The sequence below is a fragment of the Vibrio neptunius genome (genome assembly GCA_019339365.1).
In the GTDB taxonomy this organism is placed as follows: domain Bacteria; phylum Pseudomonadota; class Gammaproteobacteria; order Enterobacterales; family Vibrionaceae; genus Vibrio; species Vibrio neptunius.
Map to the genome: position 1 here is coordinate 2,595,127 of CP079859.1, position 21,115 is coordinate 2,616,241.

The 21,115-nt window shown below is 45.8% G+C and carries 13 protein-coding genes and 3 pseudogenes; 10 read left to right on the forward strand and 6 right to left on the reverse strand.

The window, feature by feature from the left end:
• Positions 1 to 126 precede the first annotated feature (126 nt).
• Positions 127 to 504, reverse strand: coding sequence for a transporter (locus KW548_12350; protein QXX05934.1), 378 nt, complete (start codon positions 502 to 504; stop codon positions 127 to 129).
• A 224-nt stretch (positions 505 to 728) separates the two neighbouring features.
• Positions 729 to 3,074, reverse strand: coding sequence for a DEAD/DEAH box helicase (locus KW548_12355; GenBank protein ID QXX08062.1), 2,346 nt, complete (start codon positions 3,072 to 3,074; stop codon positions 729 to 731).
• A 142-nt stretch (positions 3,075 to 3,216) separates the two neighbouring features.
• Here KW548_12355 and KW548_12360 point away from each other — a divergent pair, with 142 nt between their 5' ends.
• From KW548_12360 to KW548_12375, 4 genes are all read left to right on the forward strand, one after another.
• Positions 3,217 to 4,905: an NAD-dependent malic enzyme gene (locus tag KW548_12360; GenBank protein QXX05935.1), complete on the forward strand. Its 1,689-nt coding sequence runs from the start codon at positions 3,217 to 3,219 to the stop codon at positions 4,903 to 4,905.
• Between the two features lie 56 nt (positions 4,906 to 4,961).
• Positions 4,962 to 5,276, forward strand: a complete 315-nt coding sequence (locus tag KW548_12365) for a DUF3392 domain-containing protein (protein ID QXX08063.1) — start codon at positions 4,962 to 4,964, stop codon at positions 5,274 to 5,276.
• Positions 5,249 to 6,031 (forward strand): YdcF family protein, encoded by a 783-nt coding sequence (locus KW548_12370; protein QXX05936.1) that lies wholly within the window; start codon positions 5,249 to 5,251, stop codon positions 6,029 to 6,031. Before KW548_12365 ends, KW548_12370 begins: the two co-directional genes overlap by 28 nt.
• 402 nt (positions 6,032 to 6,433) lie before the next feature.
• The gene (locus tag KW548_12375) at positions 6,434 to 7,258 is read left to right on the forward strand and encodes a DUF2797 domain-containing protein (GenBank protein ID QXX05937.1); all 825 of its coding nucleotides are present in this window, start codon (positions 6,434 to 6,436) and stop codon (positions 7,256 to 7,258) included.
• Between the two features lie 72 nt (positions 7,259 to 7,330).
• Here KW548_12375 and KW548_12380 read toward each other — a convergent pair whose 3' ends face one another.
• Positions 7,331 to 10,078 carry an insulinase family protein gene (locus tag KW548_12380; GenBank protein ID QXX05938.1) on the reverse strand — a complete coding sequence of 916 codons (2,748 nt, stop codon included), beginning with the start codon at positions 10,076 to 10,078 and terminating at the stop codon, positions 7,331 to 7,333.
• A gap of 280 nt (positions 10,079 to 10,358) precedes the next feature.
• Between KW548_12380 and KW548_12385 the strand changes: the two genes are divergently transcribed.
• Positions 10,359 to 11,102, forward strand: coding sequence for an SGNH/GDSL hydrolase family protein (locus KW548_12385; protein ID QXX05939.1), 744 nt, complete (start codon positions 10,359 to 10,361; stop codon positions 11,100 to 11,102).
• 66 nt (positions 11,103 to 11,168) lie between these two features.
• Positions 11,169 to 12,194, forward strand: coding sequence for a hypothetical protein (locus tag KW548_12390; protein QXX05940.1), 1,026 nt, complete (start codon positions 11,169 to 11,171; stop codon positions 12,192 to 12,194).
• Positions 12,195 to 12,216: 22 nt separating this feature from the next.
• On the opposite strand, the pseudogene KW548_12395 reads toward KW548_12390, so the two are convergent.
• The 3 genes and pseudogenes from KW548_12395 to KW548_12405 all read right to left on the reverse strand — a co-directional run bounded on the left by KW548_12395 (position 12,217) and on the right by KW548_12405 (position 15,060).
• Positions 12,217 to 13,049 (reverse strand): annotated as a pseudogene (locus KW548_12395) (TauD/TfdA family dioxygenase).
• Positions 13,050 to 13,182: 133 nt separating this feature from the next.
• Positions 13,183 to 14,417 (reverse strand): annotated as a pseudogene (locus tag KW548_12400) (cysteine desulfurase-like protein).
• A complete protein-coding gene (locus KW548_12405) occupies positions 14,401 to 15,060 on the reverse strand; it encodes a 2OG-Fe dioxygenase family protein (protein QXX08064.1) in 660 nt (219 codons plus the stop codon). Before KW548_12405 ends, KW548_12400 begins: the two are co-directional and overlap by 17 nt.
• Positions 15,061 to 15,457: 397 nt before the next feature.
• On the opposite strand from KW548_12405, the gene trxB reads away from it, so the two are divergent.
• From trxB to KW548_12425, 4 genes and pseudogenes are all read left to right on the forward strand, one after another.
• The gene (gene trxB, locus KW548_12410) at positions 15,458 to 16,420 is read left to right on the forward strand and encodes a thioredoxin-disulfide reductase (GenBank protein ID QXX05941.1); all 963 of its coding nucleotides are present in this window, start codon (positions 15,458 to 15,460) and stop codon (positions 16,418 to 16,420) included.
• A gap of 112 nt (positions 16,421 to 16,532) precedes the next feature.
• Positions 16,533 to 18,320, forward strand: coding sequence for a cysteine/glutathione ABC transporter permease/ATP-binding protein CydD (cydD, locus tag KW548_12415; GenBank protein ID QXX05942.1), 1,788 nt, complete (start codon positions 16,533 to 16,535; stop codon positions 18,318 to 18,320).
• Positions 18,313 to 20,033, forward strand: a pseudogene (cydC, locus tag KW548_12420) (cysteine/glutathione ABC transporter ATP-binding protein/permease CydC). The gene cydD and the pseudogene cydC overlap by 8 nt, the downstream one beginning before the upstream one ends.
• 252 nt (positions 20,034 to 20,285) lie before the next feature.
• The gene (locus KW548_12425; GenBank protein QXX05943.1) at positions 20,286 to 21,086 is read left to right on the forward strand and encodes a PhzF family phenazine biosynthesis protein; all 801 of its coding nucleotides are present in this window, start codon (positions 20,286 to 20,288) and stop codon (positions 21,084 to 21,086) included.
• Positions 21,087 to 21,115 lie beyond the last annotated feature (29 nt).

Here is a 21,115-nt window from a genome sequence, read left to right on the forward strand (position 1 = left end):
GAGAGAACGCATTCTCGATAATGAGAAATGACTGCCGTTCTGGATCTGAAAGTATAGATCAGTTTGACGCAAGTTATTGAGAGATCAATAGGATTGTCACAATAGAGAAAGGCCCAAACTTGGGCCTTAGAAGGTAATGATCAATTCATCTTGCTGATGGCTTTCAATATGAGTATTGGAGCGGTTCCTCAGTTTTTCGATTTGTTCTCGCTCGAGCTCATAAGGCATCACCAGTTTCAGCTCTTCAATGCCTTCACTCCGTGCTAATTGCATCAGTGTCAGAATATTGGACTCATCACTCCGACTTACCGACAGTGATTTCATCGCCTGATCCCACAAGCGATCTTCCGCAGATACCGCCTCTTTGATCGTACTTTTCCAAGCCAAACTGAAAATAGGTGCGAAGGTACTCATTGCCTCTAAGAAAGTCCATTTCTTACTGCACGACGCGCCAAGAAAAGAGGTATAGTCGAATACCACACTTGCCTTGCCCTGATGTTCCATATCAATCTCCTCTGGTAGGCAACACAGTGTCCTCAATATCGTCTATCACTATCCATATAGCAATAGGATATAGAACAATCATCTTTTATAGCTATTTTTTCGATCAAAAAGCTATATCAAAACCAACCCGATAACAAAAGATGCACAAGATAGAGACATGGGTAATCAGTTGCGTAATATTTCAGGGCAGGAATTTATCCCAAGCCACTTGCTAATCCCCCTGGCTAGCGGATATCTATGATTCGACTCGCTCTTTTGTATTGCACACGCCAACCTACCCATCGCGGTAGCTCCCAACGCTTTGGGTCGCCTTTACGTAAGCCCGACTTATACACTACGTAGACCCGCTTTTTCATCGGTTGATATTCGACGCTCAATTGCAAATCACCAATATAGAGTTCAAATGGGTACATGGCAGCAAAATCTTCATACTCCCAGTAAGGAATGCCTTCAAAAGGAAAATCTTCTGCGCTGAACATCGCAAGCTCCGACGCATCTGCCAGCTCCAATGTTACGAGCTGTTCAGTAAACCAAGAGTCAAATGTCAACGATTCCTGAATCGGCGATGCAGAGGGGTTATCCAGTGAGTGGTATAATTTCCAGTGCTCGATCTGTTGATGTCGCTGTTTAGCAAATCCCGGTAACAACTCTTCACGTTTAACGGCTTCAACGAGTGATTTAATCGCAAACTCACCTTTTGCTGGCGCTTTCTTGTAGGCCACTTTTCGCCCGGCATACATCATATGGAGTTGAATGTAGGGGACGTCTTCCACACTGATCACCTCGCCTTCTACCCAGTGCCCAATGTCCAGTTGTTCAAAAAGCGATAGTTTAACTGGCATCGTCACCGTCGCGAGTGTCAATGTTTGTTTAACCCCTCGCCCCGGTAAACTGTGAGTATCTAGCACGAGTGCAGCCTCAATATCATCGGGTAAACGACTTGCCCGGCCCAGTGTGACTTCCATTTGACCATTGCCCAACGCCTCACGACGACGCTCTCTTCTGACAAACAACAACTCAGGGTGAAGAGAGGCAATAGCTTCAACTAGCTCATTATGAGAGTAACGGGAAGCCACACTAAGTTCGGGCAACTCGAACACTGTCCGCATTTGTTGAGAAAGTGCCTGCGCTTCTGTGAGTACATCATCATCTATGGTAACACCGGGGAGCTTTTCTCCACGTACGACTCTAATCGCGACTTCAGCATCACACCCCAAAGGCTCTTCTTTGCCAAGCTCTTCTAGTGCTTCTTCATTTGACGATAAACGGTACATAGATGCAGGTGTCGCGAGCACTGCAGTTAAATCCACCATGGCTTCTTGTAGCTTTCGCTGTGGCATTCGCGTCACCAAATCAGCATACAGAGCATCAATCGGCAGAGGGTAAATACGTTGTCCATGTGAAGTGACTAGGCCAGATTCATCTATCGCACCCATGGCGTGCAAAATATCAGTCGCCTGAACAAGCGACTTTTCAGGTAGTGGTTCTAAAAAGCTCAGTGCAGAAAGAGAATACCCACAACTGGCGCAGGCCAACATGGCTTCTGTGAGTGTTTCTCGATGAAGCTCTGGAGGGGTAACGTCAGCCAACGCAGCGTGTTCACCATACAAGCGAATACAAATGCCATCCATCACTCTTCCCGCTCGACCGCTGCGCTGTCTCGCGCTTGCTTTAGAAATATGTTTTAGGCTCAATGTGGTTTTACCGTTTCTCTGTTCAGTACGTCGCTCCAAACCAGAATCAACAACGGCAACCACATTCGGTATGGTTAGTGAGGTTTCAGCAACGTTAGTCGCAAGCACGACTTTTTGCAGCTCTTGCTGGTTAAGCGCAACTTCCCTCTGTTTGTTAGTCACAGAAGCATGCAATGGCACGACTACCACTTTGTCAAGATGAGCGAGCGCACTCTGGCATTGGGTAATTTCTTTACGCCCTGGCAAGAAAACCAGAATATCCCCCTCTAAGTCGAGTAAACTCTCCACCTCTGCTCGGACTCTTTGTTCTAGGTTACGGCTATCTGGCAGCTGCCTTGAATCTCCGGCCCGATGAGCGATTGCTACGTCAAAATTGCGCCCCTTAGCTTGTAGACGTTGCGCTCCAACGTATCGCGCAAGCTTCTCACCCTCAATCGTGGCTGACGTAATGACTAAACGATGCTGATTGTGCTGATTCAACAACGCCACCAGCAAGTCAGTATCCCAGCGGCGCTCATGAAACTCATCGACAATAATGGTTTTAAAATCGCTGAGCCGATTTTCAGAGTACCAACGCAATGCAACACCCGGCGTAACGAAAATAATGTTTGTTTTCTCATCACAACGGTTTTCCAGCTTAATCGAATAGCCCACTGAGCAACCTAGCGGCTCATTTTTTTGCTCTGCCAGAAACTGCGCTAATGACGTACAGGCAATACGCCGAGGTTCAATCACCAGTACTTTTCCCTGCTCCGCTGCCCATAATGGTAATCGTGTTGATTTGCCCGAGCCGGTTTCCGCTTCTACTATCATATGGTGAGTAGAAAGAAGTTTCAGAAATTCGGTTTTGAGAGTGTCTATAGGTAAGCTGAACATCGTTTGCATTGAAATCGTGGAAAAGGCGGAAAGTATATAACTAATCTGTGCCAGAATGCAGGAATATTCGGTTTACAATATGGTCACTAATCCCTATCATTTTCTGGTTCCCGTTCCTTAATACCCTACAACAAGGCAAGTAATGAATAACGACAAACGCCCTTTATATATTCCTTTCGCTGGTCCAGCGCTTCTTAGTACGCCTCTTCTCAATAAGGGAAGTGCATTCTCAGCAGAAGAAAGAGCTTCTTTCAACCTCGAAGGTTTGTTACCAGAAACAACTGAAACCATTCAGGAACAAGTGGAACGTGCTTACCAACAATATCGCAACTTCGAAAGCGATATGGATAAACACATCTACCTACGTAACATTCAGGATACCAACGAAACCTTGTTCTATCGCCTAGTGCAGAACCATGTTTCAGAAATGATGCCAATCATCTACACACCGACAGTGGGTGCGGCATGTGAGAACTTCTCAAACATCTATCGCCGTGGTCGCGGCCTTTTCGTTTCTTATGCAAACCGGGATCGTATTGATGATCTTCTTAACAATGCATCCAACCACAATGTTAAAGTGATTGTTGTTACCGATGGCGAACGTATTCTGGGCCTAGGTGACCAAGGCATCGGTGGCATGGGCATTCCTATCGGTAAGCTTGCGCTGTACACCGCCTGTGGTGGTATCAGCCCAGCATATACGCTGCCTATCGTACTGGATGTCGGTACTAATAATCCTCAGCGACTTGCGGACCCAATGTACATGGGGTGGCGTCATCCGCGTATTACAAGCGCTGAATATGATGCGTTCGTTGAAGAGTTCATCCAAGCAGTTCAGCGTCGTTGGCCTGATGCGCTAATTCAATTTGAAGATTTCGCACAGAAAAACGCAATGCCTTTGCTTGAGCGCTATAAAGACCGAATCTGCTGTTTCAATGATGACATTCAAGGCACAGCGGCTATCACTGTCGGTTCTCTACTGGCAGCATGTCGAGCAGCAGGCACACAATTGTCAGAACAACGCGTAACCTTCCTTGGTGCAGGTTCTGCAGGCTGCGGTATTGCAGAAGCTATCATTGCCCAAATGGTTTCGGAAGGGATCTCTGACGAGCAAGCGCGCTCTCAGGTTTACATGGTCGACCGCTGGGGTCTGCTACAGGAAGGCATGCCAAATCTACTTGATTTTCAGCAACGCTTAGTACAAAAACACATCAACACTGACGACTGGGAAGCAGAAGGCAGTGGCTATTCACTACTTGATGTTATGCGTAATGCAAAACCTACTGTTCTTATTGGTGTTTCTGGCGCCCCGGGCCTGTTCAGTGAAGAGGTCATTAAAGAGATGCACAAACACTGCGCTAGGCCAATCGTGTTCCCACTATCGAATCCAACTAGCCGAGTTGAAGCGACGCCAAATGACATTATTCGCTGGACTAACGGTGAAGCATTAGTGGCGACGGGTAGCCCATTTGATCCTGTCGTTCATGATGGAAAAACCTACCCGATCGCACAATGTAACAACAGCTACATTTTCCCAGGGATTGGCTTAGGCGTACTTGCAGTACAGGCTAAGCGCGTGACTGACGAAATGCTGATGGAATCAAGTCGAGCTCTGGCCACTTGCTCTCCATTGGCAATCAATGGTCAAGGACCATTACTGCCTCCTCTGGAAGCGATCCACTCAGTCTCGAAGAAGATTGCATTTGCGGTAGCGAAGAAGGCAATTGAACAAGGCGTGGCGCTAGAGATTACTGACGAGGCACTGGAAGAAGCGATTGAAAACCACTTCTGGCAGCCAGTTTACCGTCGTTACAAGCGTACTTCATTCTAACTTTTTATTGATTCAGCCCCTGGTAGCAGGGGCTTTTTATATATGATGATTTTTGAATTTTTTCCCCAGCGGGGCAATATCTATTTCCATATTTAACTGAAATATCCACAGCGCTGATTGCCTGCTTTTTGGTGATGGCGGGCGGTGAGATAAACACGTTATTGAGAAGAACACTGAGAAACCACAACTTTGTACTCAGAACCGTCGTATTTATCTTGATTAACGCTTTTGGTTACGGCTTAATCATTGTCAAAGTAACCCCTTACCTCGCTCGGACATTACGCGATATGGACGCTGGCATCATGTTCACTATTATTATTGTCAGCTTTGTATTGATTGGCTCATGGGCACAACGGAATCGACAAATTTAGTGCGAAGACTCTTTCACAGACCTAAACCCTCTGACCATTATTTGGCGTACGCGCTAAAGGGGCTTCGCTTGATCCCATTTTTGCTTATCTGTGCGACTATTGCTCTGTTCTTGATTGATCGTTGGGTCTCCTATCAAACCAAAGATCAGCTCTATACAAGTCCAGAGCAAATCGGTAATTTCGACGTTGCCGTTGTACTGGGAACCAGTAAGTATCTTGGAAAAATCCTTAATGATTACTACGCCAATCGTATCAGTGCATCGATAGCTTTGTATCAGAGTGAGAAAGTCGATAATTTCTTGTTAAGCGGTGACAATGCCCATCGCTCTTACAATGAGCCTTGGACAATGAAACGAGACTTGCTCAAAGCTGGCGTCCCTGAGAATCATATCTACCTCGACTATGCAGGCTTTCGAACTCTTGACTCAGTAGTTCGAGCAAAGGAAATTTTTGATACCGACAACTTCTTGATCATTACTCAGAAATTTCACTGCGAACGAGCCTTGTTTATCGCTAACTTTCATAATATCAATGCCAAGTGTTTTGCGGTTCCAGGTCCATCAGCACACTCTGGTTATAAGATCAGGCTAAGGGAAGTGTTTGCAAGAGCTAAAGCTGTCTTGGATCTTTATATCACACGCGCAAAACCTAAATTCCTTGGCCCCAAAGAGCCCATCCAAACCGACAATGGTGAAGCAACTACGATAGAAGACGCTAATCCCCAACGTAGCGTAGAGTCACTGTCAACAAATTGAATTTGAATATCTGGCGCTCGTTTATATTCGTTCACAATCAAGAGTGTGTCCCAACCCAAAGCACGAGGTGGTGTTCTGAGCTTAAATCAGCCTGTAAGCCTCGAACAAGCCACCATAACGTTGCATCAATAGTTCCCTATTACTACTTACCTTGAATTGCGTTATCGTGTTTTCACGGCAGGCGAATTGTATTGGCAATGAAGACAACATACGCACCTGTGTATTGCCACTACTCCCACAATAGTCGTCGATAAATCCATCATAAAATCCAACGATCGCTGGACAACCAAGGTATTCATATTGCCAGTCGAAATTCTCTGCTACACTGAATGCCGAGTGAATCAGCTTAAATAAAACATTTATCGATATAAGAGCTGAAGAATATTAAAAAAGAGCAATGTCATGTCTTTAATCGCAAAAGGTACGCTAAACAAAATGCGTGCTTCCTTAGATGGTGAGGTCCACTATCGTCTTCCTGTGGGCGAAGAACTCGTCGATCTTAAACCCTTCATCGGTCAGAGCATTACCCTAACCCACACGGGCAACATTTTTTGTAGCGCTTGCGGCAAAAAAACCAAGAAGAGCTATTCCCAAGGTCACTGCTTTGTATGCATGAAAAAACTCGCCAGCTGCGATATGTGCATTATGAAACCAGAGAGTTGCCACTACGACCAAGGTACGTGTCGCGAACCGCAGTGGGGTGAAGAGAACTGTATGGTTGACCACTTCGTCTATTTATCAAATACATCCAGCCTCAAAGTAGGGATTACTCGCCATACCCAAATCCCGACTCGTTGGATCGATCAAGGGGCAACCCAAGGTCTCCCCATATTCAAAGTCAAAACTCGTCATATTTCTGGCCTGATTGAAGTTGAACTGGCTAAGCACATTGCAGATAAAACCAACTGGCGTACCTTGCTGAAAGAAGATGGCGAGCCAATGCCGCTTGAAGAGAAGTTTGCAGAGCTATTGCCGTTGGTTGAAGACAAAATCGCTGAGATAAAACATCAGTTCGGTGATGATGCGATTGAGATACTCAACGCTGATATCACGTCCATCAGCTACCCAGTTTTACAGCACCCAACAAAAATCACATCGCATAACTTTGATAAGAACCCTGAAGTCACTGGGCTCTTACAGGGGATAAAAGGCCAGTATATGATTTTTGATACTGGTGTTATCAACATCCGTAAATTCACTTCCTACGAAGTCGAAGTCAGCGTTTGATCGAAAGATACCCTGATGTAATAAAAAAGCCCTTTCATTAAACAATGAAAGGGCTTTTTCAAGTGCGGAGGCTTATTGATCGAGGGGACTAAGTATGTATTTGTATTTCTCTGCACCTTGACCAAATGATTCAACGATACGGACTCTCACGTCTTCTAGCAATATGGTTTTTGCCATCTCTCTTGCCTGAGTAAAGGCTTCCTCACCAAAACCATTCACCAAGGTTAAAGCACGGAACCAAGCGACATCAGAGGGGTAGTTGATCGTGTCTTTGATATACGCATCCAGTTGTTCCCTAGCGATAGTAAATTCTTCTTGGGTCACTTCAGCAATGAGTTCTTGAATCACCTTGTCGATAGCTTGCTCTACCTTGGGCAGATCCTCTGCGGCGACTTGCGCTTCGAGCGTCCAATCTGTTGCAGGTTCATTGTAGTCCGTAGAATAGTAGCTATCTGGAGCGTAGTCTAAACTCAGCTCTTCACGCACATATGCATCCAATCGTCTTGCTAGAATACGTTGAATAACTTTATCAACTAATACCAGTTTTGCATCCTGAGCCCGAGCCGATTTGTTGATGGCGCGTAATCTATAACGGCTATTTTGTTCATCGTTGATCGCCAGATTAACTTTGCTGTCAGGGCGATCATTATAATTCACCCGATAAGATGGCATTGGCGCCTCTTCCTGTGAGATGGTCGCTACAAAATTCTTCACACCCTCTGCAACCTGCGCTGAATCCAAACCAGCCACAATGACCAGTTTACTATTTCGTGATTTCCTGAATAGTTCATCATAGACTTGTTGAACTTGATCGACCGTTACGTTCTCAAAGTCATGAGCTTTGGTAGGAAAATAGACGCTTTGCTGCGCGTAGGTATTCGTCTCAATGGCGTCATACCATTGGCCAAGTGGAGATTTGACGTAAGACAGAAGTTCATCAGAGTATTCCTTCTTCAACACGTCAAGCTGCTGTTCACTGAACTTGGGGTATGTCATTACGTTGTATAGAAGTTTTAGGGCATCATTGACCTGATCTGTAGGTACACTAATTTCGAAACCATGTTCCGTGCCATTAATGTAACTTTGCACATCAATGTCATTTTTGCGGACATACGCTTTTAGTTGTACCCCATTAAATTGACCGACACCGCTCTTGATGATCGTTGCAAGCAGAAGTTGAGATGCAGGTAGCAGCTCCCTATCCAATACGGCTTTACCGCCAGCTGACATGTAAACAATGTGGGCAAAATCGCTGTCATTTTCAGGATCGAACAACACATCGATGCCGTTCTCCAAGGACCAGGTTAGTTGACCATTTTTCCCATCGATAGCGGCAGGTAGTGGGTCAACAGACTCCACTTCAATTAGCCCATCTACGTCTGTACTGATACGATTACTGGTAACACCAGGCATTCCATACATGCTTTTCCACTCTGGTAGAGTTTGCTTCGCTTGCTCAATTGATTCTGTGTGATCAGTGCCAACGAACATATCATATGAATAAGATAGCATATTTCTCGCATGTTGATTAATATCATCAAGACTGGTTGTTGCTAGCAGTTGATCAAGGCTGCGCTTATAGTCAGCTAAAGATTGAGAAGGTTCGCCTTCCGCCAGTTGGTACGTTCTGTCTTCAGCAAAAGCTTCTGCTCCACGCTTAAACCAATCATCATCAGCATGTTTACGACTACTACGATACCCCGCCATCACAACATCGAATTCCTCCGAACTCACACCATGATCCCTCAGTGACGCCAAAGTACTAAAAAACAAAGGCTGGACGCTATCTCTGTCTTGTGGAGCAAATGCAATAGATACGTCGTATATCCGTTCATCCACGCTAGTGTATATGCTAGAATCGAAGTCGCGTAACGGTAACGCATGCTCTGAGTAAACGGCATCCAAGCGATTTGATACAAGTCGCGCAACGATACTGTCTTTCCAATACTCAATAAGATCTTCTCTCGTTAGCAGCACATCATCACCAAGGTAGAATGTTAGTCCGGCCACAGACGGTTCACCAATGTTAACTTGCGCGACAAAATCACCTTTATTGATCTTCGCTTTTGGTCGAACAGGAGGTTGAGAGTCACTGGTCGATTGCCAATCAGAGAACATTTTTTTAATCAGCTCTCTGGCATCTTCGCGCTTAATGTCACCTACAATAATTAGCTCACTCAATTGGGGCTGATACCAAGTATCATAAAACGCTTTGAGCGATTGAGATGTCGCGTTTTGAATGCTCTCTGCCGTACCGATCGCCGCCTTTCCCTCATAAGGCGTTCCTTTAATACTGTTTTCATAAGCTTTATCGTAGAAAGAGCGATTTTCCGGGGCCCTGCGGCGATATTCTGCAAGTACAACGCCTTTTTCGCGTTCAACTTCATCAGGCGAGAATGTGACGCGATTGGCAACATCTCTTAACCAAAGCATCGCCTTATCGAGCTCATCTTGATTGGGTAAACTCAGTGTGTAAACCGTTTCCTCATATGAAGTGTAAGCGTTGACATCGTCCCCACTCGCACCCGTTTTTTCCATCAGTTCAATGACTTCGTTAGGGGTAAAGTTTTCACTGCCATTAAATGCCATATGCTCGACAAAATGAGCGTATCCAAGTTGGTCTGGGGTTTCTTCGAGAGATCCCGCATGAATAAACAAGCGAAGAGACAAGGCTTCGGTATCAATCGGATAGATGTGATACTTTAACCCGTTGTTTAACTGACCAGACGTCCAGTTGGTATTCTTCTCAATGGGAATGCTAGTCGTTTGCTGAGCACAAGCTGTCAGCAGCAAGACGACCAAAATCAGGATTTTCTTCATAATAGAAATACTTTTTTGTTTTTTTATTTATGCGGAATATAACTGGTAAACTGTTGTGTCGATAGTCAATTTAACATGAATGGACTCATCTACGCCCCTTTTCTACCTTCGATGTTGCCTTTTTAATCAACTACACGTTATGCATCGCTCCCAACAAATAAATGAGACTATTGTCATTAAATGTGTTTTATTTCAATACTTTGAAAGTTTTCAATATGCCGACTAGATTAAATCTGAACGCAATTAAGTGCGTGACGTCAATCTATTAGTGAGAAGAAAAATGAAAACCATTTATAAGAACAGTAAAGTTGGCTCTTCACCTCTATTAAAAACTTTGACCACCGCGGCTCTAGTCGCCGCCCTTGCAGGCTGTGCAGGTAATCCGTACGTAACCGAGGCTGAACGCAACGATGTCATTACTTTAGGAGATTCCATTTTTGACCTTTCAGGAGAACTGCAACAATTTCTTGAGGGACCTGAAATGGCCAATACCACGTTCCGTGATTACACCTTAAGTGGTGCTAAGCTGAGCGGAGGAATCGTTGCCAAGCCAGTTGTTGAGCAATATCAGGATGCCAAAAGCGATGACTCCAATATCAATGTTATTGTGATGGATGGAGGCGGTAACGACATCCTACTGCCCGCCGCCATCTTTGACCCTCACAAATGTAAAACCACTTGGTACCGCCCAGAGCTGAGCAGCAAATGTAAAAGCTTGGTTGATGATGTCTATGTGGAAACCGTTAATCTACTCAACGAAATGGACCAAGATGGTGTACAACAGGTCATCTATCTGGGTTACTACTACACCACGGGCGATAAGGAGAATCTTCATCAGGCTATCGATTTTGGCGATACCCGACTTGCTGACGCTTGTACCAACACCACAGTATCCTGTCAGTTTGTCGACCCTAGACCTCACATCACACCAGACGATGTCCTATCGGACAATATTCATCCCACAACTTCGGGATCTCAAAAACTGGCGCAGCTAATCTGGCCTTACCTACAAGCCGTAATCTAGTCGCTTCAATACACTCACCGGTGGTCAACCATCGGTGAGCTATGGATATCTGATAAGGAGAAAACAATGAGTAAGTGGGTGTGGGCTTCCGCAGTATGTGCCATTGCAGGGGTAGGCGCTTGGTTTGCGCCTATCGGTATCAACACTGTTCCTGTTGTCATATCAGCGTACAACAATAAGGATAATACTGAAGCACAATTATCCGGCCAAACCAAAATCAAAGAAGAACAGGAAGCTGCAAACATTACCGATCGCCTCGCGATTCAATTGCAAAAGGAGTTAGGTGATCGAGTTAATCGGATCGAAATTCAAGTTGGCTTGCGTGATTTCAGAGACTATCTAACAGAAACATATCCGGACCAATCCCCCTTCCTTTTTTATGATGTTATCAGACAAGCTTTTCCGAGATACGCAGACATCATCTTTGAAAAAATTGTTTTAATGGAAGATTACGAACAGTGGCTACTCTCTGAAATGAAACCTCTGCTCACAATGACATTTGAAGAGAAGCAAATAGCAGTATGGGCAAAACGGCGTGAGCTGTTTGGCGATGACGCCGATATCATATGGTCTGCAGAGCTTGCTGAACGAGAGCAAAGAATTGCCGATACGCAAAAATCGATTGAACTACTCAACAGCGCTTATGATATGGAAATCAACCAGCGGCTTTTTTCACTTAAAGCCACGATTGAAACCAATTTTGTTGAACATGCTGGAGGTAAAATCCTTAGCCCTGCGATGATGGCAAGCACTTTCTTCAGTTTAGATTCTGTTCAACGTGATTTGAGCAACATGTCTTCCTACCAACGAGCAGAGCAGCTAGCCAGTATCCGCAGAGATTTGGGCTATAGCGAATCACAAATCGAAAAAGCGGCAAAGCAAGATCGAGACAATGAGCTTCGCTGGCAAATTGGTTATCAATATATGGGAGAAAGGCAAGCACTATTGGCCAGTCTATCCGGTGAAGAGCTGGACAGTCAGCTAACCCAACTTCGAATAGACTATTTTGGCGAGCAGGCCTCCACACTCGAAAAAGAAGAGCAACAAGGTTTCTATCGCTTTGAGCGTCCGCGCGTATACGGAAGAAACTAGGCGGTGCTCAGTGGGGTCTGGTTTAGGCTGGCAGCAAGTCTGAGCCACGAACCGTTACACGGTGAAGTCGACGCGGTTGATCGCCATAATCAGTCACAGCAAAATGTTGAGTACAGATATTATCCCAGATGGCAACAGAGCCCGGTTGCCATGAAAACCGTACCTGATGTTCAGGTTGTCGCGCTAAAGCAAACAGTTGGTCGAGCCATTTTCGACTTTCTCTTTCTTCTAGCTCGTTAATACGCAGGGTAAACTGCTCATTGACGAATGCGGTCAGATTACCTGTTTCCGGATGACGGACAATAAGAGGATGTTTAACCGGCGGGTAGCCTTTAGATACTGTTGCAACGCGGCTCTCCCCTTGTTCATCAACGGAGTCATAACGACTGCCTTCGAAAGCATTCAGCCCATGTGTCACCGTGAGTCCCTGTAAAGCTTGTTGCTCATCACTCGTTAGGCGTGACCATACCGCTTCCATCGATGTCCAGATGGTGTCTCCTCCATGTGGAGGACAGTGCTGTGCTTGCAGGATAGAACAACGGCACGGCGTAGCCTGCCAGGTTAAATCTGTGTGCCAAAAGCTTTCGCCGGGGGATTGCCGGGATAAGTCTCAATCACAACCACTTGTTCTTCATCATCTAGGTGAGGGAAAAACGGGTGCACTGGCTCCAAATCGCCAAAACGCTTTGCTAGCCCGATCTGCTGCTGCGGTGTCATTCCTTGGTCTTGAAAGAACAAGACCTTATGTTTCAGGTAAGCTTGGTAAAGAGCAGCAAATTCTTGCTCACTCAAATTAGAAAGATCAACGCCTTCAACTAAAGCGCCAATATGCTCTGATAACGGAGTTAGATTCACGGTTTATCCTTATACATTCTGCTTAGAGAAATCAGACCGTTAGATAGAGTAATTCCTTTCGCACGATCAAAAAAGACCCTACATGAGGGTCTTTATCGCGACTCAGAAGCCAGATGAAACATCTCAGACTGCTCTATTGTCCTAAGATTAGTTTCAATTCATCAAACAAGATATCGACTTCTTCCAATGTGTTGTAGTGCATGAAGCCAATTCGAACAACACCACCTGATTCTTCGAGACCGAGTTGACGAACCAAACCGAGGGCATAGAAGTGTCCGTTCCAGACACAGATGTTGCGCTTACCAAGTTTCTTAGCGATCTCTTCAGGCGAATGGTGGTCAAACGTTAGAGCAAAAGTTGGTGTTCTGAGTTCACTGTTGGCTTCATTACGGCCCAACAACGTCACGCCTTTCAATTCTGCGAAACGAGCAAGAAAACGTTCGCTGATCGCCGATTCATGCTGATTGAACTGCTGGAAAGAGTCGATCAGTCGAGTGCGGAGATCATCACCATCCTTGCCCCATTGAGCCAGATACTTCACTGCCGCAATAACACCGGCTAATCCTTCAAAACTCTGAGTCCCAGTTTCAAACCTACCAGGTCCCGTATTGGTTGCAGGCTCAACTTTGTAGGGCTGCAAAGCATGCAGCCACTTAGGTGCCACATACGCTACCCCAACGTGAGGGCCAAAGAACTTATAGGCAGAGCAAGCAAGGAAATCACAACCCAATTGTTGAACATCGACTAAATGGTGCGGAGCGTAGTGCACCGCATCAACGTAAACCATCGCTCCGAACTTGTGTGCTGCTTCAACGACACGTTTCACATCCACAATTGAACCTGTGGTATTCGATGCGTAAGTTAGTGCGATAAGCTTTGTCTTAGAGCTGATCAGCGATAGCAAATGCTCTAAGTCCAATGAACAGTCTTGTTCATTAACTCGTGCCTGAAGGACTGTCGCTTGCTTATCATCGGCCGCTTGCTGCCAACTAGAGACATTCGAATAATGATCGAGAGACGTAACAATGATTTCGTCGCCCGCTTGCCAATTCCGACTGATAGCTCGGCTAAGCTGAAAAGTGAGAGACGTCATGTTGGCACCAAAGACAATATTATCACTCGACTCTGCATTTAACAGTGCTTGTGCGGACTCTCTCGCTAGTTTCATTAAATCTGTAGTGTGGGCACTGGAAAAATAGTGACCGCCCAGATTCGAATTAAAAAGCCCAGATATGCGGTCATCGCTTCCAGAACACCATTTGGTACCTGTGAACCGCCTGGTCCATCTAGAAACATCACCGGCAGATCATTGTGACTTTGCTGTAGCGCACGAAACTGTGCGCGTACCAAATTAGGAGTGAAGTTCATTCACGGCTTCCTTCGCGGTTAGTACAAATACGTCCATATACCCTTCTTCACCTTCAATTACAGAGCGAATAGGCGTCGCGTTATGCCAAAGCTTATTATCGGCCAACATAGCGACTTCACCGTTTTGCAATACTTTACGGAAGAAAGGTGCCTCGTTGAAGCTGCTGTAAAGCATCACATCACCACCTTCGATGTTGTGTCGCCCCATACCAATCAGAGCAATATGCTCAAACCCATCTTGATGCACGCCTTCAGGGGCTACCTGAGTTTCATCGAAAATAGCAGAGATGCGCATTTGGTGAATTTCAATTTCCTGACCGTCAATCAGCTTGTTGGCCTCTACAAATAACTGGCAAATTTCACGCATTCCTTCACTTTGAAGAGTCGGTGTTTCAATCGGCTCGAATTGTCGTACGACATTACCCTGAAAACGATTAATATCATCGGTTTGCATAAACTCATTTTTCTGAAGATCAATAACCTGACCATCTTTAAACTGAATCACAGAGTAACGTCGCAAACGATATTGGCCATCTGCATGCTCGGTATTGGGTAGCTTGGTAAAAGACGGCGCCAACTGTGCAAAAGCATTGTCACTTAGCTTAGTGAGCTGCAGAGTTGTTTCGCGGTTAGGTAACATCATCATCTCCTTAATGAATGTTCACACTGAAATATGGGGTTAACATCTTGTTCACAATTATTATTTGCGCATTTATATCGCCAGATCAACAAATATCAGCACTTACATCCATCAAAAATAATAAATAAGAACTTAAAACCAATATTAAATTCAAATTCAGCATAATAATCCAGAATAAAACTTTTGTCAGTCCAAAATTCAGATGACTTATCTGTTAACAGAAATATATACCTTTAAGCTCAAGCAGTTAAGAAGGAAATTCAACGTTGAAAGCGTCATCGTTTGCGTTCTAATCTATAACCATTAATTACATTTCCGTGACTTGCTAACGCTTTCAATAGCTGCAACTATTCCATACAATCGAGAAAAATTGATAAGCGTCATCGCTAATGGAGCACAAATGAGCGACGTAAAACACAGTAAGCTACTTATTCTTGGTTCTGGTCCTGCAGGCTACACAGCCGCGGTTTACGCTGCGCGCGCTAATCTTAATCCAGTACTCGTCACAGGCATGCAGCAAGGCGGTCAGTTAACGACGACAACCGAAGTTGAGAACTGGCCTGGTGATCCTGAAGGCCTAACAGGGCCAGCATTGATGGAGCGCATGAAAGAACATGCCGAGCGCTTTGAGACTGAGATCGTGTTTGATCACATCAACGAGGTTGATTTCAGCCAGCGCCCATTCCAACTAAAAGGCGATAGTAGCGAATACACGTGTGATGCGTTGATCATCTCTACCGGTGCATCTGCCAAATACCTTGGCCTTGAATCCGAAGAAGCATTTAAAGGTCGTGGTGTCTCAGCATGTGCAACCTGTGATGGTTTCTTCTACCGCAACCAAAAAGTGGCGGTTGTAGGCGGCGGCAACACCGCTGTTGAAGAAGCGCTTTACCTCTCTAACATTGCTTCAGAAGTGCACCTAATTCATCGTCGTGACAGCTTCAGAGCCGAAAAGATTCTGGTTAAACGCTTGATGGACAAAGTCGAAAACGGCAATATCATTCTTCATACTGATCGTACTCTAGAAGAAGTTACCGGGGACGATATGGGTGTGACCGGCGTTCGCATTAAAGACACCCAGTCAGATTCTATCGAAGAATTGGAGGTGATGGGCGCGTTCATCGCAATTGGTCACCAACCTAATACTGGCATTTTCGAAGGCCAGCTAGAAATGAAAGATGGCTATATCATCGTTCAATCGGGTCTTGAAGGTAATGCAACTGAGACTAGTGTTCCCGGTGTTTTCGCCGCTGGTGACGTCATGGATCACAACTATCGTCAGGCCATCACGTCAGCGGGAACAGGCTGTATGGCTGCACTAGATGCAGAGCGTTATTTAGATGCGCTAGCAGACAGTAAATAATATTTTTCATTTTTGACTCAAATCCTTAAAGCCTCGTGGTATTCCCACGAGGCTTTCTTTTGTATAATCGCGAGCTTCGATTAGTCATAATAATTATCATTAAGCCTTCACGATGGACAAAAAGAAACAGCGCAGCTTGAATAAATGGCTCAAGCAGCAAAGTAAGTTAGCGAAACGCTGGCTAATGATTGCTGTTGGCCTCGGCGTACTTTCAAGCGTGTTCTTGTTAGCTCAAGCAGCCTTGCTCGCCACCATTCTTCATCAATTGATCATTGAACAGGTCGACAAATATGAACTGATTCCATATTTCCTAGGTTTAGCTGCCGTTATTGGCGTTAGAGCACTGTGTTCATGGGGTCGGGAGATCGCAGGTTATCGCTGCGGTGAGCAAATTCGTCTCTATATACGTCAGCTTATTCTCGATAAACTTCGAGAGTTAGGACCCGCTTACATCAAAGGTAAACCTGCTGGTTCTTGGGCCACACTGCTGCTTGAACAAGTAGAAGATATGCATGATTTCTTTGCTCGCTATCTACCTCAGATGTCCTTATCTGTGCTGGTTCCTTTCGTGATTCTTATTGTTGTCTTCCCAGTGAACTGGGCAGCTGGACTTATCTTCTTGCTAACTGCCCCCTTAGTGCCGATGTTTATGGCCCTAGTTGGTATGAAAGCAGCCGACGCAAACCGCAAAAATTTCAAAGCGTTGCAACGTTTGTCCGGTCACTTTTATGACCGTTTACAGTCGATGACCACCATTCGTCTGTTTGACCGAACCAAAGCGGAAACTGAAGTGATGCGCGGCGCTTCCGAAGTGTTCCGAACTCGCACAATGGATGTTCTTAAGATTGCGTTTCTTTCATCTGCCGTTCTGGAATTCTTTACCTCTATTTCCATTGCACTGACTGCCGTTTATTTCGGTTTTGCCTTTATCGGCGAGCTTAACTTTGGCGACTATGGTGCGGGTGTAACCTTAATGGCTGGTCTGTTCATTCTGGTGCTGGCTCCTGAGTTTTATCAGCCGCTGCGTGATTTAGGCACTTTCTATCATGCTAAGCAACAAGCGGTTGGGGCTGCTGAAAGCATTGTTGAGTTCCTTGATACTGATGTCGGTGCCGTTCGTTCAGGTGACAAAACGCTCAGCGCGAATAACGCAATTTCAATCCAAGCAAAAGATTTAGAGGTGTTCTCACCTGAAGGCACTAAATTGCTTGGCCCGGTGAGTTTTGAGCTCTCGACGGCTCAAACGACAGCTTTAGTTGGCCCAAGTGGCGCGGGCAAAACCAGCTTAATCAATGCGATACTCGGATTCCTACCATATCAAGGCTCACTCATCATCAATGGTATTGAAAGAACAGAACTGAACCTCGAGAACTGGCGAGAAAAAATCAGCTGGGTTGGCCAGAACCCGTTGCTGTTACATGGTTCTATTCGTGACAACATCACGTTGGGCAAAGACAACGTTTCAGATGACGCCATCCAAACCGCATTGCAAGAGTCTTTCTCAGCAGAATTCGTTGAGCAACACGGGCTCGATTACGCCGTATCTGATCGCTCTGGTGGCCTTTCCGTCGGTCAGGCGCAACGACTTGCTTTGGCAAGGGCAATGGTTCAAAACGGTCAGTTCTGGTTGCTTGATGAACCAACCGCAAGTCTGGATACACGCAGTGAGCGCTTGGTTATGCAGGGTTTGGCTGGTCAGGTAGAAGGTAAAACAACACTGATGGTCACCCACCAACTCAGCCATCTACAAAGCGTTGAACAGATTCTGGTCATGGAAAATGGCGAGATTGTTCAAAGTGGTCCCTACAACAAACTCTGCAATCAAGAGGGGTTATTCCAAAATATGCTTCAGGCGAGTAATGCTCTCAACCAAGCCAATAAGGGGAATCTCGATGCGTGATTTAATTCCCTATCTAAAACTGTATAAAAAGCACTGGTTCGGCCTATCGCTGGGCATGCTGTTGGCTTTCCTGACTCTATTTGCTTCTATTGGCTTGCTGACTTTGTCAGGCTGGTTCCTATCTGCCGCTGCAGTGGCCGGGCTAACTATCGCCCGAGAAACCTTCAACTACATGCTGCCAGGGGCTTTTGTCCGTGGCTTTGCCATGGGACGTACCGCTGGTCGATGGGGGAGCGCGTAGTCAGCCACAACGCCACCTTCAAGCTACTGACCGATCTGCGTATTTTCTTTTTCGCTAAGCTCGCACCATTAATTCCGGGTCGAGTATCAAACCTGCGTGATGCAGACTTGCTTAACCGCCTAGTTGCCGACATCGACGCAATGGACCACGTCTATCTGCGCCTTGTCAGCCCTATGGTCGTAGGCACACTTGGCATCCTAGGGTTAACAACGCTGATTTGCTGGTTTGACATGGAGCTCGGCTTAACGCTTGGCGCCATTCTTATGGCTTTACTGCTTATCTGGCCAGTATTGTTCTACAAATTAGGTAAAACTAATGGCGCAGAGCTGACACAAAACAAAGCCGACCTGCGTATCGCAACATTAGATTGGTTACAAGGCTATAGCGAGCTCACCCTGTTTGGAGCCGAAGAACGTTACCGCAATGCGATTCTAAATGCGCAAGAACGCTTACTAAAGAATCAGTATTTTAACGCTCACTTTGCGGGTTTAGCACAAGCATTGCTGATGCTTGCTAACGGTTGGACAATTGTTCTGATGCTATGGCTAGCGGCAGATGGTGTCGGCGGTAATATGCCTGACCCTATGATTGCCTTGGTGGTATTCGCCACAATGGCCAGTGTCGAGCTTCTAATGCCAATTGCCGGTGCTTTCCAGCATTTGGGTCAAACACTGACTTCAGCACGTCGATTAAACGACATCATCTTGTCCGAGCCTGATGTTCAGTTCCCAGAGGAGAACACTCAGCACAACAACACCTATTCAATTGAGTACGAAAATGTCACTTTCCGTTATCCGGATGGCGACTCAAATACACTGCAAGACATTAGCCTACAAATCCCTGCCAAGCACCGCATCGCAGTGGTGGGTCAAACCGGCTCGGGTAAATCGACATTAATGCAGTTGCTGAATCGCTATTGGGACACCCAACAAGGCGACATTAAGATTGCAGGCCAATCCATTCGTCATTGGAGTGAAAGCCAGCTTCGTCAGGCAATCAGTGTAGTCAGCCAAAGGGTTGATATCTTGAATGGCACTTTGCGTGACAACGTGTTGATGGCCTCCCCTGATGCTAGTGATGAAGCGCTAAGCGAATCTCTGACTAAAGTAGGACTTGAGAAACTACTTGACGATCAGGGCTTGGATACTTGGTTAGGTGACGGTGGTCGACAGTTGTCCGGAGGTGAGAAACGCCGTATCGGTATCGCCAGAGCGCTGCTTCATAATGGCCCTATTCTGTTGCTAGACGAGCCGACCGAAGGCTTGGATAAACAGACTGAGCAACAAATCATGCAGCTGTTTGAACAGCATTTTGAAGACAAAACCGTCGTTTTCATCACTCACCGCTTGGTCAACCTTGATAAGATGGATTCAATTTGTCTGATTGAACAAGGTCAGATCGTTGAGCATGGTAGCCATCAGGCGCTGCTTGAAAAACAAGGGCGGTATTTCGCGCTCAACCAAACGCTATAAACACAAGGGGCAATGTTGATTGCCCTTTTTGTTCACCTCCCAATTGCTGCGAGCATTATGCCAAACAGTTGCACCCGAATCTCACCAGCTTACCTATTCCTGTTGAAGAAGAGTTTAAGCAAAAGTAGCTGATTCCATTTACATTGATTTGGCATAAGCGCAATGCATACAATCCGAAAATCACTTGGTTGCGAGATAGCATTAAGCAACTTAGTATGCGCAATCACACTTAATCAGAGCGGAATACAAGACATGGAATTAGACATCTATCAAGTCGACTCATTTACCACCGAAACTTTCAAAGGCAATCCAGCGGGTGTCTGCATTACGGACCAGCCACTTGATGAGTCATTGATGTTTGCTATTGCCGCAGAAATGGCGGTGTCTGAAACAGCGTTTTTGTCCTTGAGTGATATGCGATTGCGCTGGTTCACACCTGAAGTAGAAGTCAAACTGTGCGGGCACGGCACGCTCGCTGTTGCCCATGTCCTTAAACAGCAAGGAAAGATTGCAACTGGCGACAGCATTACCTTTAATACCTTATCCGGTTTGCTGAGTGTGAAGGTGCTGAGTTCGACTTATACGTTGGACTTCCCCGCCCCTAAATTGGAGTACCAACAACAGTGTTCTGAAGAGAGACTTCGTGCACTCGGGTTATCTGAACAACAGGTTGTCTCCTACTGCCATTTTGATTCTAAAGAGCTGTTTGAGCTTAGCGACGAACAAGCAGTGCATGATCTTAGCCCTGACTTTTCTTCATTGATTAGGCAATCAGGGCGAGGGATCATCATCACCGCTCAATCCACCCAATCCAATAGCGATATCATCTCTCGCTACTTTGCGCCTTGGGTCGGCGTGAATGAAGATCCGGTGACTGGTTCAGCGCACTGTGCACTAGCTGAGTTCTGGGCAGGAAAAATCGACAAGGCTGTACTCACCGCCTACCAAGCATCCTCAAGGGGCGGTTATCTGGATATCGAACGAGTGGGAAATGGGCGAGTCAAGCTTTCTGGTAGCGCAGTGATTGCGCTTAAAGGCACGCTGTTTATCTGATTTTAGATACAAAAAAGCAGCCTGTGCGG

Bases quoted from the DNA above. Each gene is read 5' to 3' on its own strand.
- KW548_12375 (QXX05937.1), top strand. From the start codon at position 6,434: ATGTCTTTAATCGCAAAAGGTACGCTAAACAAAATGCGTGCTTCCTTA.
- KW548_12355 (QXX08062.1), bottom strand. From the start codon at position 3,074: ATGTTCAGCTTACCTATAGACACTCTCAAAACCGAATTTCTGAAACTT.
- trxB (QXX05941.1), top strand. From the start codon at position 15,458: ATGAGCGACGTAAAACACAGTAAGCTACTTATTCTTGGTTCTGGTCCT.
- KW548_12350 (QXX05934.1), bottom strand. From the start codon at position 504: ATGGAACATCAGGGCAAGGCAAGTGTGGTATTCGACTATACCTCTTTT.
- KW548_12390 (QXX05940.1), top strand. From the start codon at position 11,169: ATGAGTAAGTGGGTGTGGGCTTCCGCAGTATGTGCCATTGCAGGGGTA.
- KW548_12425 (QXX05943.1), top strand. From the start codon at position 20,286: ATGGAATTAGACATCTATCAAGTCGACTCATTTACCACCGAAACTTTC.
- cydD (QXX05942.1), top strand. From the start codon at position 16,533: ATGGACAAAAAGAAACAGCGCAGCTTGAATAAATGGCTCAAGCAGCAA.
- KW548_12360 (QXX05935.1), top strand. From the start codon at position 3,217: ATGAATAACGACAAACGCCCTTTATATATTCCTTTCGCTGGTCCAGCG.
- KW548_12370 (QXX05936.1), top strand. From the start codon at position 5,249: ATGGGCACAACGGAATCGACAAATTTAGTGCGAAGACTCTTTCACAGA.
- KW548_12380 (QXX05938.1), bottom strand. From the start codon at position 10,078: ATGAAGAAAATCCTGATTTTGGTCGTCTTGCTGCTGACAGCTTGTGCT.
- KW548_12405 (QXX08064.1), bottom strand. From the start codon at position 15,060: ATGATGTTACCTAACCGCGAAACAACTCTGCAGCTCACTAAGCTAAGT.
- KW548_12385 (QXX05939.1), top strand. From the start codon at position 10,359: ATGAAAACCATTTATAAGAACAGTAAAGTTGGCTCTTCACCTCTATTA.